Annotated in this window: 11 protein-coding genes and 1 pseudogene; 4 read left to right on the forward strand and 8 right to left on the reverse strand. The window is 44.3% G+C overall.

All coding sequences use genetic code 11. The features are described from left to right. Position 1 precedes the first annotated feature (1 nt). Together J4N40_RS05735 and J4N40_RS05740 are read right to left on the reverse strand one after the other, a co-directional pair. Positions 2-3,499, reverse strand: a complete 3,498-nt coding sequence (locus J4N40_RS05735) for a T6SS effector BTH_I2691 family protein (RefSeq protein ID WP_250654418.1) — start codon at positions 3,497-3,499, stop codon at positions 2-4. 262 nt (positions 3,500-3,761) lie between these two features. Beyond that, entirely contained in the window at positions 3,762-6,077 is a 2,316-nt protein-coding gene (locus J4N40_RS05740; RefSeq protein WP_213965728.1) for a YgiQ family radical SAM protein, read from the reverse strand. A gap of 425 nt (positions 6,078-6,502) precedes the next feature. On the opposite strand from J4N40_RS05740, the pseudogene J4N40_RS05745 reads away from it, so the two are divergent. The 3 genes and pseudogenes from J4N40_RS05745 to J4N40_RS05755 all read left to right on the forward strand — a co-directional run bounded on the left by J4N40_RS05745 (position 6,503) and on the right by J4N40_RS05755 (position 10,110). Continuing rightward, positions 6,503-8,960, forward strand: a pseudogene (locus J4N40_RS05745) (EAL domain-containing protein). A gap of 86 nt (positions 8,961-9,046) precedes the next feature. Continuing rightward, on the forward strand, positions 9,047-9,757 hold the full coding sequence (locus J4N40_RS05750; RefSeq protein WP_005376761.1) for an HI_1241 family integral membrane domain: 711 nt from the start codon (positions 9,047-9,049) through the stop codon (positions 9,755-9,757). Positions 9,758-9,909: 152 nt separating this feature from the next. Continuing rightward, the gene (locus J4N40_RS05755; protein WP_005376762.1) at positions 9,910-10,110 is read left to right on the forward strand and encodes a DUF4250 domain-containing protein; all 201 of its coding nucleotides are present in this window, start codon (positions 9,910-9,912) and stop codon (positions 10,108-10,110) included. Between the two features lie 21 nt (positions 10,111-10,131). Here J4N40_RS05755 and metR read toward each other — a convergent pair whose 3' ends face one another. Continuing rightward, positions 10,132-11,043: an HTH-type transcriptional regulator MetR gene (gene metR / locus J4N40_RS05760; RefSeq protein ID WP_065274681.1), complete on the reverse strand. Its 912-nt coding sequence runs from the start codon at positions 11,041-11,043 to the stop codon at positions 10,132-10,134. Between the two features lie 278 nt (positions 11,044-11,321). On the opposite strand from metR, the gene metE reads away from it, so the two are divergent. After that, complete coding sequence (gene metE / locus J4N40_RS05765; protein ID WP_250654419.1) at positions 11,322-13,604, forward strand: 5-methyltetrahydropteroyltriglutamate--homocysteine S-methyltransferase; 2,283 nt, start codon at positions 11,322-11,324, stop codon at positions 13,602-13,604. A gap of 133 nt (positions 13,605-13,737) precedes the next feature. On the opposite strand, the gene J4N40_RS05770 is transcribed toward metE, so the two are convergent. From J4N40_RS05770 to J4N40_RS05790, 5 genes are all read right to left on the reverse strand, one after another. After that, positions 13,738-14,130, reverse strand: a complete 393-nt coding sequence (locus J4N40_RS05770; RefSeq protein WP_054574761.1) for a GspS/AspS pilotin family protein — start codon at positions 14,128-14,130, stop codon at positions 13,738-13,740. A gap of 3 nt (positions 14,131-14,133) precedes the next feature. Then, the gene (locus J4N40_RS05775; protein WP_017634695.1) at positions 14,134-14,430 is read right to left on the reverse strand and encodes a YciI family protein; all 297 of its coding nucleotides are present in this window, start codon (positions 14,428-14,430) and stop codon (positions 14,134-14,136) included. Positions 14,431-14,545: 115 nt separating this feature from the next. Beyond that, entirely contained in the window at positions 14,546-14,941 is a 396-nt protein-coding gene (yciA, locus tag J4N40_RS05780; RefSeq protein WP_005376768.1) for an acyl-CoA thioester hydrolase YciA, read from the reverse strand. A 225-nt stretch (positions 14,942-15,166) separates the two neighbouring features. Beyond that, a complete protein-coding gene (locus tag J4N40_RS05785; protein ID WP_005376769.1) occupies positions 15,167-15,730 on the reverse strand; it encodes a septation protein A in 564 nt (187 codons plus the stop codon). 198 nt (positions 15,731-15,928) lie between these two features. Next, positions 15,929-16,171, reverse strand: coding sequence for a hypothetical protein (locus J4N40_RS05790; RefSeq protein WP_017634694.1), 243 nt, complete (start codon positions 16,169-16,171; stop codon positions 15,929-15,931). Positions 16,172-16,207 lie beyond the last annotated feature (36 nt).

A 16,207-nucleotide genomic window follows, 5' to 3' on the forward strand; every position in this document is an offset into this window, starting at 1 on the left:
GTTACTCCTGAAAACCTAGTGTGCCAACAGCGGGGGTGAGTGTTTTTTTAATTATGTCTTGTTTGATATTGTCTGAAATAATGCCATAAGTTGCACTCTGTTTTATGCCGTTTTGGAACCAATACTCACGCTTAGCAGGGGCATCATCTTCCACATCGTAAGCTACTTGCATTGCAAGGTAATGATCTGCTTCTTCAATTGGCAAGGTTACTTTGTACACCAGTGATTCTTTGCTCGCTTGATCTTGAGTTTGTAGCGTGACTAAATCTGCGTTTTGATGCCACGAGCCTGACATCAAATCATCTTCTGTTGCCTTGCTGTTAGTTCTCAACGTAATACCATTCGTTGCAGCACGCCTTGGCAGTTGAATATGCACTTCCAAACCGATTAACTCACGATGTGTGTAACCTGGGTAAGCTTGTACTTTTTCAATAGGTTGATGGTATACCGTAGGCTGTTGAATAATAGATTGTAAGTCAAACAGCGCTTGCTGAACCAATGCTGAATTATGCTTCTCTCTTTCGGGTAAGCTCGAAGATTGGCTCCACTGAGTGCGAGTCGGGTGATAACCCCAAGGCAGTTTATCTAACCATTTTTGGAAATCATCTTGTTTCAGTTTATTCAACTTATAATTGATGGCCAGGTATGCAATCGTGAGAATAACCAGGCCGGCCGTTATAGGCCCGCCAAAGGATAAGTTTAATGCAAATTGTCCAGTTAACCCTCCGTATACTTGGAATATACCGACAGCTGACATTGCTGTTAATACTAGGGTATTTGCTACATGCAGATATTTTTCTTGACCATAAACTTTGTCAGCACTCTGCCAAGAACGGTAAGCCTCAATACCCGAAGCTAACGCACCTAAAGCCCCTGTGATTGCTAGCCATTTATTGAATACCTTTAGGTCATCAAGGTTTAAGTTTTTAAAGGTATCTTCGTTTCTATTCACTAACTTTTTTAAGACATTATATGAATGTGACCTTAACCTAGGTTCACCCTTCACTTTCTCCCATAACTTACCTGTACGAACACCTGTCCAAGCGTTGACTGTGTAAAATAACTTTTGCTGGATATCCAAAAATTCATCTGAGGACATTAACCCCGTGTCTTGAATACTGCTCATGGCATCACCAAGCGCGATGCAGTTAAATATTAATGCCAGAAAGCCTAGACCACCGGCATTCTCGAACAGTTTATTCAAATCATTGAGCTTATTCATCACGATCCGCGTTCTAAGCTCGATGGTTCTTTGAGGTAGATCATCAGGTAACTCAATGTACTGCGGGTACTCCAATGTAGCTACAGCGAGAGCCTTCTTAATAGTCTTTTTATTTTTTAAAGCTGTTGTGTATTTAGAGTCAGCTTTGCGGTTATTTTTCTGGAAGTCAGCAATGATTGCATCGTTTTTTTCGAGCTTAATCAGATAATCATTTACGCGTGTTTTCCATTTTTTAAAATCGTGAGCGTAACCTTCTTTTATTGTTACGGGCATATTGTGTGCCATATGTTCTGCAATAACGGCAAATAAATAATAGCTATGACGGTTCAGAGGTTTAGCGAAAACAGGCATCAGCGAAATTGATACTTGTGAGGTCATGCTAACACCAAACTCTACAACGCCTTTTGCAAGCGCACCTATTGCAGATTTAAAAATAATATCCAGCTCTTGGAAGCCTTTGGCGATATCTTTGAGAAAGGCTGTTTCCGCAGTGTTTGGGTTGGAAACAAAGTCCATGATCTTAGAGTACATATTCACGCGGTTGCTTGTATCAGATATCTGGTCCATCAACTGATTATCAGGTTCAGGATTTCCTGAGACGATCGACTGTTCATCAAGCGCCTCTGTAATATTCTTCTCCATCACTTTAAATAAACTACGACTAAACCCAGAGGCATAGAGAGCAAGTAAACTGGTTGGTTTCTCCCATTGGCTTTCAGCCCATTGGCGGTCTTCTTCTTGTATCACCAAAGTAAATGACTCAACCGCTTGCTTGTGTAGTTGATACAAGCTGTACTGCGTGTCTTCGCTGTATAGGTCGAAGGTTCTTTCGAGATGATGCGGCGTTAAGGACTCCATTACTGCGATAAAGTCGCGTTTGACCGAAACCACTTGGGCTAGCATGGTTTCTTTTTGTTCTGACAGCTCTTGCATCTCGCTCAGCATTTGCTTCCAGTTGAGCTGCTGACGCCAGCGTTCAGTCGCTATCCATTGTTCGTATTTACCAAAACGGCTCGCAGAAATTCGATATTTGTCCTGTATCGCTTTAGCAATGTCACTTTGGGTATGTTGGTGTGATTCAATCGCTCCAGCGGAAAATTTAGCAGGATAGCCGGACTGAACTGAGCTTTTGTTCTGCTCTGCCAAATCAAGTTGGTGAGAGGAGTCATAATAGTCAGCCATGTCGGTATAAAACGACAGCTCTTCGCCGTTACGCTTAACGCTAGCTGGCATGTCTATCTCGTCACTTGCACCAAACATACACAGTTGCATGGCGGTCTGCATCAAGTTCCACTGGTTTGAAAACTGGTCAGTGAAAAGGCGGTAAGGGCTTGCGGCACCAACAAAATGCAGTGACATATCTTGAATGTCTGCGGCGTAATCTTTTATCGCGACGAAGTAGCCTGATTCTTCTTCTGGAATCGCAGAGGTTAAATCGCTTTCGACTGCGACAGGTTTAAAGACAGAACCATCTTCATCTGCTTTGGTGGCGATGCCAGAATCCGCAAAGCGACCATCATCGACGGTAGAAGATTCAATATCAGCGACTTGGGTTAACTTATCTATTGGTGCAATGTTGTGCTGATTCTCGTTTGAGGACAGAACAATGGTTTGCATGCGATCGATATGATTACTCGGATTGTTAAGTACGCGCATGAACGTGTGCCATGTCCACCGGTGCTCAGAGAAGCAAATCGATAGTACGCTTCCGTTGACGTAAGTAAGGAAGGGCTTTGCATCTTGTGGTGTCCCACGCTGCTCTGATTTTGGGCTTTCTGATTCTCCCAACTTATAGAGCGTGAATTGCGTTCCTTTGATTTCGTATTCGTCTAAGCTTTTGTTGATTGCATCATAGACATACAGCCAACCGTCGCGCAGTTGACGCAGGGTGTAACCAACGGTATTGAGTTTGGCTGGGCCTTGGCCTTTCCATTCTTCAGGCAAACCAAAAGGTTGTGTCTCTTCTGTTTCTAGCTGATCGATGGCATAGCGGACTGGGATAAAGTGCGCAGGTGATGCTTCCGTTGCTTCTTTCTCAGTTTTTAAATTGAGAGGCTCTGGTTCAGACGGCGGTGGCGGATCGATTTTTTTTGTTTCTCCCTCCCAAAACATACTGCGCTCTGGGGGGGAGCCAGCAAGATCATCGGATTCCGTGGTTGGAACGATATTCAGCGATTTCAGTGTACCATCGCTTTCAAATGCCTGAACGGCCTCCTCATAGGTATAGCTGTTGTCATACCAGAACATAGAAGTTTTTGGGGGAAGTGGATTATTCATCGTTAGCCCATGTTTAAGAGTTTTATTCTGTTACGCAAATATCGCACCAAAATAAAGCAATTAAAAATCAATGAGTTAGATTTTTATGGTTTTGCTTCAATCAAATAATTGTTTGTTTTTCCAATAAGTTGTTTGGTGTTTACCATTTTTTGTATTGATTGAATCAAAGTTTGAGTTATTAGTGATGCCTCAATGAGCCGACAAAACGAAAGGGCTCCAGAGTTAACTCTGGAGCCCTTTCTAGTATTTAAGCTCTAAATAATTAGCGACGCTTTGGTTTACGTTGACCACCTGGTTTGCCTTGTCCTTGCGGCTTGCTACCTGCCGGGCGGTTTGCACCGTTGCCGCTAGGACGTTGGCCGTTGCTTGCAGGGCGTTGACCACCTGTAGCTTTGCCAGAACCGTTACGGTTACCAGATGGTTTACCATCTTTTGAACCGCCTTCAGAGCGTTTGTTCAAATGACCACCGAAGCCTGGTTGGTTTTTGGTATGTTTGGTTGCAAAGCGGTTTGCCCCGTGACGACCAGATTTACGACGTTGCGCAGGTGTTTGTGCTTCAATGTCTTCTGCAGGAACGAGACAGCCTTGTTTGTCACCAATCAAATGTTTTTTACCCATACTGACTAGGGCTTCGCGGATCATTGGCCAGTTTGCTGGATCGTGATAACGCAACAGCGCTTTATGCAGGCGACGTTGACGTTCACCTTTTGCTACAGGTACATCTTCACGTTTTTTGTACTTCACGCGTTTCAGAGGGTTTGTCTCTGAGTAGTACATCGACGTTGCGTTACACATTGGCGAAGGGTAGAAGTTTTGTACTTGGTCACATTCGAAGTTGTTCTTTTTCAGCCACAGAGCAAGGTTCAGCATGTCTTCGTCTTCTGTGCCTGGGTGCGCAGAGATAAAATAAGGGATTAAGTACTGCTTCTTGCCTGCTTCTGCACTGTATTTCTCGAACATCTCTTTAAAGCGATCGTACGTACCCATGCCTGGCTTCATCATTAGATCAAGAGGACCTTTCTCTGTATGTTCCGGTGCAATCTTCAAGTAACCGCCTACGTGGTGAGTCACGAGCTCTTTCACGTATTCTGGTGATTCAATCGCAAGGTCGTAACGTACGCCAGATGCAACCATCACTTTCTTCACGCCTTCAACTTTACGCGCTTCGCGGTATAAATCGATCGTGTGTTTGTGGTCTGTGTTTAGCTTGTTACAGATGCCCGGGAATACACAAGAAGGACGACGACAGTTCGCTTCCGCTTTTGGATCTTTACAGCCCAGGCGGTACATGTTTGCAGTCGGGCCACCAAGATCGGAAATTGTGCCGGTAAAGCCTGGAACTTTGTCGCGAATTTCTTCAATCTCGTTGATGATAGACTCTTTCGAACGGTTTTGAATGATTCGACCTTCATGCTCGGTAATCGAACAGAAAGAACAGCCACCAAAGCAACCACGCATGATGTTTACAGACGTCTTGATCATGTCGTACGCAGGAATTTTTGCTTTGCCGTACATAGGGTGAGGGACACGCGCGTAAGGCAGGCCAAACACAAAATCCATCTCTTCGGTCGTCAATGGGATTGGGGCTTGGTTTACCCAAAGTTCACGATCACCATGGCTTTGAAGTAACGCTCGACCAGAGTACGGGTTCGTTTCTAAATGCAGTACACGGCTTGCATGCGCATAAAGAATACGATCGTTTCTTAGCTTTTCAAACGAAGGTAAACGGACCGCAGTCGTCGCAGCATCGTGGCGTGATGGGCGAATCGTGATTGGTTGTGCAACAGGCTCGTCTTTTTTAGTTTCACACTGAGTTTCTACTTCGTATGGGTTCTTTGGTACGAACGCTTCTTTACGAGGTTTTTCAATGCGAGAAGAGTCAATAACCGTGTAGCCTTCTGGCGCCGCTGGCAAGTTCACGGCAGTACCACGAATATTGGTCATGGTGCTGATGTCTTCGCCGTTTGCGATGCGATGTGCTACTTCGACAAGTGCGCGTTCTGCGTTACCAAAAAGTAGGATGTCTGCTTTTGCATCAAACAGTACTGAACGACGAACTTTATCTGACCAGTAATCGTAGTGTGCCACACGGCGTAGGCTGGCTTCGATACCACCTAAAACAATAGGTACTTCTTTGTAAGCCTCACGACAACGTTGAGAGTATACCAACGTTGCGCGGTCTGGGCGTTTACCACCTTCGTTATTCGGTGTGTACGCGTCATCGTGACGAAGCTTTTTATCCGCGGTGTAACGGTTGATCATGGAGTCCATGTTACCCGCAGTGATCCCGAAGAACAGATTTGGCTTACCAAGTTGCATGAACGCATCTTTATTTTGCCATTCTGGTTGAGCAATGATACCGACACGGAAACCTTGTGCTTCTAGCAGGCGGCCAATGATAGCCATACCAAAGCTTGGGTGATCCACATAAGCGTCACCGGTTACAATGATAATGTCACAGCTATCCCATCCTAGGGCATCCATTTCTTTGCGACTGGTCGGCAAGAAAGGTGCCGTACCAAAACACTCTGCCCAGTATTTTTTGTACTCATGAATAGGAGTGATGTTATTGGTCATATTTTGCTCTCTGTTCCAGGGAGCGCGAATTATAGCGATTTGATTATCAGGTATCTATAACAAACTCATCTATTCAAGCTTAGTTCATCGAGTTTTATTTGGTTTGTAAAAATATCAATGCTCTATCGGCGATTTTCTGTCTAATTTCACCTTGAAAGCCTCATGGTTATAGATCGGTTCATGAAAAATGTCGCAATCTTAATACAAATCATAAGCAATGGTGTGCTTATATGGGGTAAAGCCTATAATCAAATTAGTGCATATTAAATGCAAAAGGCTGAGCTGCTCTGGAAATAGTTCTAAGTCGATAGGCTTATCGTTGACACAATCCATCTATAAAGAGGATCGGCAGGTCCCAACTGGAATGTCGCGAATTGACTGTGAATTTTGAGCCTTGGGCTAATTACAAAAAAAGGGGCTAGGGTATGAGTGAATCTACGACAACAGTGCATCCAAAAATGCAAACGACTTCCAGTCTAACTCCTGTTATAGAGTGGTCTTACGATATTGATACTCGCGAGTTCGAATGTGATCAGCAAGGAATGGCAAAGGCATTTGGGATAAGTACGCCAGTAACCAGCCTAAATAACTTGTTTGATCATATGCTGATGGGGCAACAAGAAACGCTAAAACAACGAATTCTAGAAGTGGAACTCTTTGGCGGACGGGGGCGGTTTTCTTGTTGCATGATGCTAAAAAACGTTAACTTAGTGCACGTTACTATTAGTTTTGAAAGGCTCAATAAGCGCATTATCCAAGGCACTATCATTCCACAATTAACAATCACTGGTTGCGAGGAGTTAGCGAAAATTCTCGAAACGATTTTTGATTTGCCAAATGTAGGCGTTTTAGTTGCCGATGAAGATACGCGCATCTTAGGTTGTAACCGTGCCTTTGAGTTACAAATGGGCTATCAAAACCGAGATCTGGTTGGGCTTAAAACTCATATTTTCAGTACCTCTCACCATAGCCAAGCGTTTTATGATCAGCTGTGGCAGCAAATTAATGATGAAGGATGTTGGTGTGGTAACTTGCTGAGCAAAACAGCAAACGGTAGCAACCAAGCTCATCATCTTTGTATTTACCGACTTACGTTTCATTCTGGACGAATTCTCTATCTCGGATTTTCTACGGATATTTCTGCTTCGTTGTTGTGGATGAAAAATCGTTGTGAACAACAGCATGATTGGGCTGCCTTTTTACCAACGAGGAAAGAATTTGAACTCCAATTAGCTAACTTAGCGAATGAAAGCAGAAATAAAGAACTCAACATTGTTATGACACTCAGACCCACGTTTTCGGAGAGATACTTGCTTGAACAGCAATTAGGTTTTGCAGATTTTATTATGCGAAGTCGCTACACCAGTATTGCGGGGCAGTTATCTCGGGATGTGTTTGTCGTATGCTTGCAGACCCCTCATTGTCAATGGTTGAGCCCGGTTCGTTTGATCCAAATTGCCATGAAAGGATTCTTTAATGAGCTTAGAAATGAAATGGGCACAAAAATGCATGCCACTATCGTTAAAGGCCAAACTGGTGTGTCAATCCTTGGCTATGATACGAACCGACCAAGACAAGCGCTAGCACATGCAGCGCAAGCGATGTTGTCCTCTATTTCCGGTGAAGGCAGCTATTTCAACTTTTACGACAGTGAACTTCACTCTGAATTAGTGAAGCGCCAACATCTCGAGGCGTTTTTGGAGGCGCAAATAGAGAGTGGGCTAGTGGACGTTTACTTTCAACCGATTATCGACGTTCAAACCGGAAGAGTGGTTAAGTTCGAGGCTCTCGCACGCTTTTATGATGAAAAATGATGCGTATTGTACGCAAAAGATGATCGCTATTATTGAAGATCTAGAACTCATAGCGGCACTTGATGACGTGGTCTGCCAAGCTGCGTTGAAGCACTTTCCGCGCTTACAAGAAATTTATGGCGAGGAAGTGGGCGTGACCATCAATCGCTCCCTCAACACGAAATTGGATTCTCTTCAGATCCTTCAGCGGTCGCATGATTTGATTAAAGCCAGTGGTGTAGACCCTAAGCGAGTAACTATCGAGCTAACAGAAACCGCGTATTTTGAACAAGATGAGGAGCATACTCGAGCTCTAGAGGAAGTGCGGAAAGAGGGCGTTGAGATCGCGATTGATGACTTCGGTACTGGGTATTCTTCTTTTTCTTATCTAGAAAAAGGGCAGTTTGATTTACTGAAAATAGACCGAAAATTCATCAAGAACATTCATAAAGGGAGCACCAGCTATAACATTGTGAAAATGGTCACCGAGCTTGCACAGCAAATGAATGTAAAAGTGGTTGCTGAAGGCGTGGAATCTAAGCAAGAACTTCAAGTATTGGCAGAAATCGGTGTCGATTACATGCAGGGCTTTCTATTTTCTGCTGCCGTGCCTGTCGATTTGATGGATAAAGCGGACAGTTATGAGCATCTGTTCTCTGACATCGCGATTGAGTCTAAGCAAAGTGATGTGTTGCAATCTTTGAGCCATGAACAAGTCAGGTCTATGGACCCTGGAGAACCGCTCTCCTTGGCAGTGGAGTACATGAATTTGAATCCAAGCTCGCCTTTAGTTGTTCTCAATGAAAATCGTTGTGTTGGGTTAATTACGAAAGAGACGGTGAATTTACACCTAACGCCTTCGATGGGAACAGAGCGAGAAACTGAACGAGAAAGCCGAATTTGGAAACGTCCTGTTAATCAGATAATGAGCACCGAATTTGTGTTGGTTGATGAGGATTTACCTGTCTCTGTTATTCGAGAGTTGGTTAAAACCGGGATTCGTTTCCCTTGGGTACTGTGTAATACCAAAGAAGAGTACCGTGGAGTTTTAACGCAGGAAGACGCGTTGAAGTATCTTGCTTCTCTGTGAATAAAATTGTCTTACCGTTTTAGCTCATTTGGGGGCCGACTTTCGGTGGTTTGGCGATAGTTGATTTGATATTATCGCCCCCCAAAATGACTTTTGAGCGTGCATTCAACATGATTCAACAATTGCTGGTTACTTTCCCTCCGATGCTATTTGGCGCACAAGCGCTACTGACTTTGCTTCTAATCAAGGGCGATATTTGTCCTGGTCAGCGAGGACGTCTTCATAAAATGTTGCCTGCAGTAGCTGTATTGTGGCTCGCTGTTGCGTCACTTCGCATTGAAGCATTTATGATCGTGTTTGCTATTTTCTACTTCTATTCTCAGGTTCAAACCAAGAAAACGCGTGAAAAAGGGCCACTATGGGCGATGCATTTAGCGAATGGTTTGGCCTTTGCGTATGTGAGTATTCAAGTATTTGAGCAATCAAGCTGGCCAGCATCGATAGCGATGGCGCTAATGATATTTTTCCTTGGGGCGTCATTTTCTCAATTGCTGCTTACGATAGCTCGCAGCAGATTACAGGCATTTCACCGTATTTTACCAGTTACGGGCATTGTGTCTGGAATGCTATTAGTCATCGCAACGTTGTTTGCTTCTTACCAGTTAAATGAAGCCACACTAAACGCTGCGACACAGCCGATCTTGCTGTCTTTAGCTATGCTAATTTCTTCAATTATTGTGTGGTGTTGGCATATTTTTACGCATAAGAAACCAGAAAAGGTGCAACTGAGCGTTGCCTTGTTTCTAGCACTCGCGTCGATGACGAGCCTGCAAGGTTTATTCTCTCTCGCGGCTTAACCTCTATTCTAAAGACAAAGCTAGACAGCTTATATCCAAGTGCTTTCTTGGTGCTTGGGTATAAGGTGATCACGTTTTAGATCGCACTCACTTTAAATTCGCGTGATTACTACTACGCTTGTTTATATACCTTGTCGAAGAGGAGAGCCGCGATGGATTTAAGCAATGTAGGTAATCTGGACAGCACTATTTTGCTAGGTATCGTCAACGAAAAGCTACGTTTAGAGTGCGACAGTTTTGACGAGTTAGTATCAGTGTATGAGATGGATGTAGAGTCTGTAGTCGGCAAGCTTGATATGCTCGGTTATCAGTACGACCCATTGACTAACCAATTTAAAGCATATCAACGCTAAGCCTTTCATAACCCAAATCTTTTAAGCCACCTTGATTCCGTCAAGGTGGCTTTTACATTGTAGCCTCGCGGTTGCGAAAAAAGCTTGTAAGTAACGCTTCTCTTTCTCTGAGTGACGCGTTGCTGCAAACAAGCGACGCCATAAGCCTTGGCCGAAAGGTTTACTGGTAATAAGACCTTGGCGAGAAAATTCAGAAATCGCCCAATTGGGTAGTGCCGCCACCCCTAATCCAGCAGAGACCATCTGAACTAACATGAGAGTATTGTCGGCTTGCTTCCATTTCGCAGGTTCTATTCCTGCTGGCTGAAGAAAGTGTTTTACGACGTCTAGCCTTTGTTTTTGAACCGGATAAGAGAGCATGGTTTGATCTGCGAGATCTTGCGGATCAATAATGTCTTTTTCCGCCAATGGGTGGTTGGTTGCGGTAATTAAACGCATTTCAAAGTCGAATAGAGGCTCGTAGTGGACTTCAGATCGAGGTTGGATATCGGAAGTAATAACGAGATCGAGTTCGCCTGCCAATAGAGCTGGGAGTGGTTCAAAGCCAAAACCAGAGGAAAAGTCCAATGTTACGCTAGGCCAAGCAAGTTGGTACTCCCTAAGTGCAGGCATTAGCCATTGGAAGCAAGAGTGACATTCAATGGCCATATGTAATCGGCCATTGACGTCTTCTTTCAAGCTCGCTAAATCATTTTCTGCTCTTGCGAGTTTCGGAAGGATATCTTCTGCAAGACGCAATAGGATTTCTCCCTCTGAAGTGAACTTCACCGGACGAGTCTTTCTCAGGAACAGTTGCCCTCCAATTCGCGCCTCCAAATCTTTGATCTGATGAGACAGTGCCGACTGAGTGAGATGTAAAGCGGTCGCTGTTGCCGTTAGAGAGCCAGTGTCTCGAAGCGAAGTGAGTGTCCGCAAATGTTTTAGCTCTATCATGAATTCCTTTCATCCTTTGTTGCTCGCTATGAACAGAATAGCAATCGTGTAAATAACTTAACGACAAAAAATGGATATGTAAACGTCTAGACGTCTATTTGTTGTGTTTATTTGCGAATCATGTCGCCTCATGATGAATTTTTTTAATAAACAAGTTGAATAAATGGACGTTGTTCAAACCGCAGATGAGAGCGATAGTTTAGCCATCCAGACATCTTTCATGACGAAAGATACTCTGACCCAAACAAATTAAACAAGATTGAAAAAGGAATAGGGACATGGCTACAACAACGCACGTACTAGGTTATCCACGTATCGGTGAAAAAAGAGAATTAAAATTCGCTCAGGAGAAATACTGGCGAGGAGAAATTGAACAAGCTGAGCTTAAAAAGGTTGGGGCAGATCTACGCGCCAAAAACTGGCAAACACAAACGGATGCTGGTCTGAGTTTTGCCACCGCTGGCGACTTCGCTTGGTACGATCATGTACTGACGACCACGTTGCTATTGGGTCATGTGCCAAAGCGTCACGCTGATGGTTTCCCTAACCTGGATACGTTGTTTAAAGTGGGTCGCGGTCAATCTCAGGCGGGTTGCAGCTGTGCGGGCGCTGCGGCATCGGATATGACCAAATGGTTCAACACAAACTACCATTACATTGTCCCTGAGTTCAGCAAGGACGATACGTTTGAAGTGAGCTGGCCGCAACTGTTTGAAGAAGTCAACGAAGCGCTTCAAGCTGGCCACCAAGTGAAGCCTGTTTTGCTTGGCCCAGTCAGTTACCTTTACTTGGGCAAAGAGGTCGAAGAAGGGTTTGACCGCTTAACCCTGCTACCACGCTTACTTACTGCTTACCAAGCTATTTTGGCAAAGCTAGCAAGTCAAGGTGTTGAGTGGGTTCAGATTGATGAACCAATTTTGTCACTGGAGCTAGAAAGCAAATGGGCTGATTCGTTTAAGCTAGCCTACCAAGTGATTCGAAGCGATGTAAAAGTGCTGCTAACGACGTACTTTGACTCCGTAAGCGATACGCTAGACAAAATTGTAGAGCTACCGGTGGATGGTTTGCATATCGATTTATCTGCCGTCCCTCAGCAGCTTGACGATGTGGTTGCCAAGTTACCGGAGGGGTGGGTGCTTTCTGCCGGCGTTGTGAATGGTCGTAACGTGTGGCGTTCAGATTTAAGTGCCCAACTCGAGCGTCTACAGCCAGTCAAAGAGAAACTGGGCGACAAACTTTGGGTTGCCAGTTCATGTTCTCTGCTACATAGCCCTGTTGATTTAGCACTGGAAACAGAACTGAGCGAAGAAGTAAAAAGTTGGTTTGCCTTTGCAAAACAAAAAGTGGCAGAAGTCGCCTTGCTTGGCCGAGCGCTCGATGGTGACCAAAATGCGATTCTCGCTTGTGATACCTATAGCCAGCCAATCAAAGCACGTAAAACGGCAACGCATGTGAATAAGCCACAAGTTCAAGCACGTTTAAACAGTATTACTGCGTCACTTGCCGAGCGCAGCGCACCTTACGCGGAGCGTGCTGCGCATCAAGCTGAAGTATTGGGCTTGCCTTTGTTGCCAACAACGACAATCGGCTCTTTTCCTCAAACGGGTGAAATCCGGGTGCAGCGCAGCGCTTATCGTACAGGTCAATTATCTGAGTCTGAATATATCCAAGCACTTAAAGGACATATTGCTGACGCAGTAAAACGTCAAGAGGCGCTCGACCTAGATGTGCTAGTTCATGGTGAAGCAGAGCGTAACGACATGGTGGAATACTTCGCTGAGAACTTGGCGGGTTTTCAAACGACCAAATTTGGTTGGGTACAGAGTTATGGTTCTCGCTGTGTGAAACCTGCCATTGTAGTTGCTGACATTGAACGTGAAAAACCGATCACAGTTGAATGGTCGACGTACGCACAATCGCTAACCAGCAAACAGATGAAAGGCATGTTGACTGGACCAGTAACGATTTTATGTTGGACGTTCCCACGTGAAGACATCACACGTCAAGAAATTGCGCAGCAACTTGCTTTGGCACTACGTGATGAGGTGTCTGACCTGCAAGATGCAGGCATCAATATCATTCAAATTGACGAGCCAGCCATTCGAGAAGGTTTACCACTCAAAAAACGCGATCACAAAGCGTACTTAGAATGGGCCGTAAATGCGTTTAAGGTCTCTGCGGCAAGTGCAAAACCAGAAACTCAGATTCACACTCATATGTGTTACAGCGAGTTCAATGAAATCATTGATTCGGTTGCGGCACTCGATGCGGACGTCATTACCATTGAAACATCTCGCTCAAATATGGAGCTGCTGAAAGCATTTGAAGAGTTCAATTACCCGAACGAAATTGGCCCTGGTGTTTATGACATTCACTCACCAAACATTCCTACGGAAGAATGGATTGAAGGTTTAATCAAGAAAGCGGCAGAAAAAATTCCGGCTCAACGTTTGTGGGTAAACCCAGATTGTGGTCTGAAAACACGAAACTGGAAGGAGACAGAAGCCGCATTGGCAAATCTGGTTTCAGCGGCGAAGAAGCTCCGTGCTGAGCTGGCGTAACACATCGTTACAGCAAATAAAAACGGAGACTGTGGTCTCCGTTTTTCTATTCTTAATTGTTAACTTTCGTTTTCAGATTATCCAATAATAGCGAATCATCGTCTCATGCCGAAAGCAACAAAAATTACTGTAGCTACTTCACCTGAGTACAAGTCTGTGCGGAAACCAACTCATCTGCCATCAACTGACCGCGAGAATTACGTACCTTAATACGATACATCAAGCCCATATCAATTTGCTTGCGAACTTCTGGGTTGCTGCAGTAGGTATAGATACTGGTATTCAGTACTTGATTTAACGGCTTTGCACCGAGTGCGCTATCGTTATAAATCATCATCATCTCTACAACATTTTTGTTGGATGAGACACGCATTATTTGCAGTGGACCGTACTCTAAAGGGAGGCCCGCAGACAAGACTCCTGCTCGGTTTGATGCCATAAGCTCAAGTTGGCGCTGATTATCATCGGTTGATGAACAGCCAGCCAGAGCACCAAATACCAAGAAAAGACACAGTAATTTTTTCATAAATTAAAACACTTTTTTGAACGGTTTCACGATTACATGATCGTAAACACCAGCCGCTACATAAGGATCGGCTTCTGCCCACGCTTTAGCATCCTCTAGAGAGGCGAATTCAGCGATGACAGTTGAGCCCGTAAATCCAGCTTCACCAGGATTGTCAGAATCTATCGCAGGCATCGGACCAGCTGTAAGAAGGCGACCTTCGTCTTGTAGCTTTTGTAAGCGACCCAAGTGTTGTGGGCGAACGCTCATGCGTTTTTCCAACGAGTTCTCAACGTCCTGTGAAAAGATGACATACCACATAGCATAGTTCCTTAATTGGTAGGGTAAAGTGTTAATTTAACGCCTTTTTTGTGTCTCTCACAAGTGAACAACAGAAAATGTGAGGTCCTTTCTAACTGTTAGCGTTGTAGGTTGACTAATTCTGAACCGGACGTGGTTTACCTTCACTGTCAATGGCTACGTAGTTGAAGGTCGCATCACAAACCATGAAGCGTTCGCCAACACCGTGAGCTTTGACGGGTTTGACCCATACTTCCAAATCGACACTCATGGATGTGCGGCCGATCTTAGTGCATTCGCCGTAGCAGCATACGACATCGCCCACACCAACAGGTTTTTTGAACGTAATGCTTGATACCGAAACGGTGACAACGCGACCACAAGAGATCTCTTTTGCCAGAATCGCGCCTGCTAAGTCGAGCTGAGACATTATCCAACCGCCAAAAATATCGCCATTGGCGTTTGTATCTGCAGGCATTGCAAGGGTACGAAGCAGCATTTGACCTTTCGGAGAGCTAATTTCTTGACTCATTGTGACATCCTAAATCTTAAAGGCGCTCAAACTAAGCGCCAACATAGTAAATACCTAGAACCAAAGGTCCTTAAAAAACCGCAGATACCGGACCAGAGAAAGTTGGTTTACAGCAGCAAGAATGGTCTGAAAACGGTACGTTGTTTGAGCGGTTTACTGATACATGGAGCAAAACAGCGACCCTAAGGTCGCTGTGAAGTCGCGGATTATAGCAAAACTGAGTTTTTAATCATCAGTGGACACATCGGATGAGTTATTTTTTTGTTCTTTTGGCATGTGTTTATAAATGTAAAAGCCAGTCGCAATCATGTAAGCAAATGTCGCGATCAACATTCCAAATACTTTGAAGTTAACCCAAACATCCAACGGCAATTCGTAAGCAATATAAATGTTTAGGCCAGCGAAGAATGAGAAGAAGCCAACCCAAGCCCAGTTAATCTTTGCCCAAACAGCGTCAGGTAACGTAATTTCCTTGCCTAGCATACCTTTGATGGCTGATTTTCCCAATGCGTGGCTCACTGCTAAGCCAATCGCCAGAATCGCGTAAATGATGGTGACTTTCCACTTTATAAAATTGTCGTCGTGGAAGAAAAGGGTCATGCCGCCGAAGATAGTGACGATAACAAATGTTATTAGCTGCATCTTTTCGACTTTCTTATACAGCGCATAGGTGACGACAAGCTGAATGGCTGTTGCTACGATCAGTGCACCTGTCGCCACGTAGATGTCGTACAGCTTGTATAAAGCGAAGAAAACGATGAGTGGTATAAAGTCTAGGATCTGCTTCATGATGGCAAAATCTACCTAATTGTTGAATTGAAGACAGTCTAACGGAATCTGACAAGATGTGAATACTGAGGAAGTTAAGGTAAGAATAGTAACGCTTAGTATATCGTACAGCCCGCAAGCTTCTTCCACGTCGAAACAGCAAATGGAAGGAATAAAAATTGCCGCGTGAAGCGGCAATAGAGTTGAGAGTTTTAAACCTTAAGCCACACGTTGATATTGGGAAATAAGCGTTTTTACATCTTCTAAATAGCCTTCCCGCAGTAAGTTATCGACCGTTGCTTCTAGCTCTTCGAGAGACATCGTGAAGCAAGTGGATTTACCAGTCATCAGGGTCAGATATTGATGATACTCTTCTTCTGTATAGTGGCCTAAGCGATCAAGTAACAGTGTTTTGATTCCATGATGAATCAAGCCGTAGTATGTATGTCGATGAAGTAACATGGCGATCTCCTTATCAAGCTCATACGCTACTCATTT

Origin of the sequence: Vibrio sp. SCSIO 43097 (assembly GCF_023650755.1) — a bacterium.
Classification (GTDB): Bacteria; Pseudomonadota; Gammaproteobacteria; order Enterobacterales; family Vibrionaceae; genus Vibrio; species Vibrio alginolyticus.

What these genes read in the sequence shown, in the direction of transcription:
- J4N40_RS05750 (WP_005376761.1), top strand. Translation starts at nt 9,047, where the DNA reads ATGACTTTTGAGCGTGCATTCAACATGATTCAACAATTGCTGGTTACT.
- metR (WP_065274681.1), bottom strand. Translation starts at nt 11,043, where the DNA reads ATGATAGAGCTAAAACATTTGCGGACACTCACTTCGCTTCGAGACACT.
- J4N40_RS05775 (WP_017634695.1), bottom strand. Translation starts at nt 14,430, where the DNA reads ATGTGGTATGTCATCTTTTCACAGGACGTTGAGAACTCGTTGGAAAAA.
- J4N40_RS05755 (WP_005376762.1), top strand. Translation starts at nt 9,910, where the DNA reads ATGGATTTAAGCAATGTAGGTAATCTGGACAGCACTATTTTGCTAGGT.
- yciA (WP_005376768.1), bottom strand. Translation starts at nt 14,941, where the DNA reads ATGAGTCAAGAAATTAGCTCTCCGAAAGGTCAAATGCTGCTTCGTACC.
- J4N40_RS05740 (WP_213965728.1), bottom strand. Translation starts at nt 6,077, where the DNA reads ATGACCAATAACATCACTCCTATTCATGAGTACAAAAAATACTGGGCA.
- J4N40_RS05770 (WP_054574761.1), bottom strand. Translation starts at nt 14,130, where the DNA reads ATGAAAAAATTACTGTGTCTTTTCTTGGTATTTGGTGCTCTGGCTGGC.
- metE (WP_250654419.1), top strand. Translation starts at nt 11,322, where the DNA reads ATGGCTACAACAACGCACGTACTAGGTTATCCACGTATCGGTGAAAAA.
- J4N40_RS05785 (WP_005376769.1), bottom strand. Translation starts at nt 15,730, where the DNA reads ATGAAGCAGATCCTAGACTTTATACCACTCATCGTTTTCTTCGCTTTA.
- J4N40_RS05735 (WP_250654418.1), bottom strand. Translation starts at nt 3,499, where the DNA reads ATGAATAATCCACTTCCCCCAAAAACTTCTATGTTCTGGTATGACAAC.
- J4N40_RS05790 (WP_017634694.1), bottom strand. Translation starts at nt 16,171, where the DNA reads ATGTTACTTCATCGACATACATACTACGGCTTGATTCATCATGGAATC.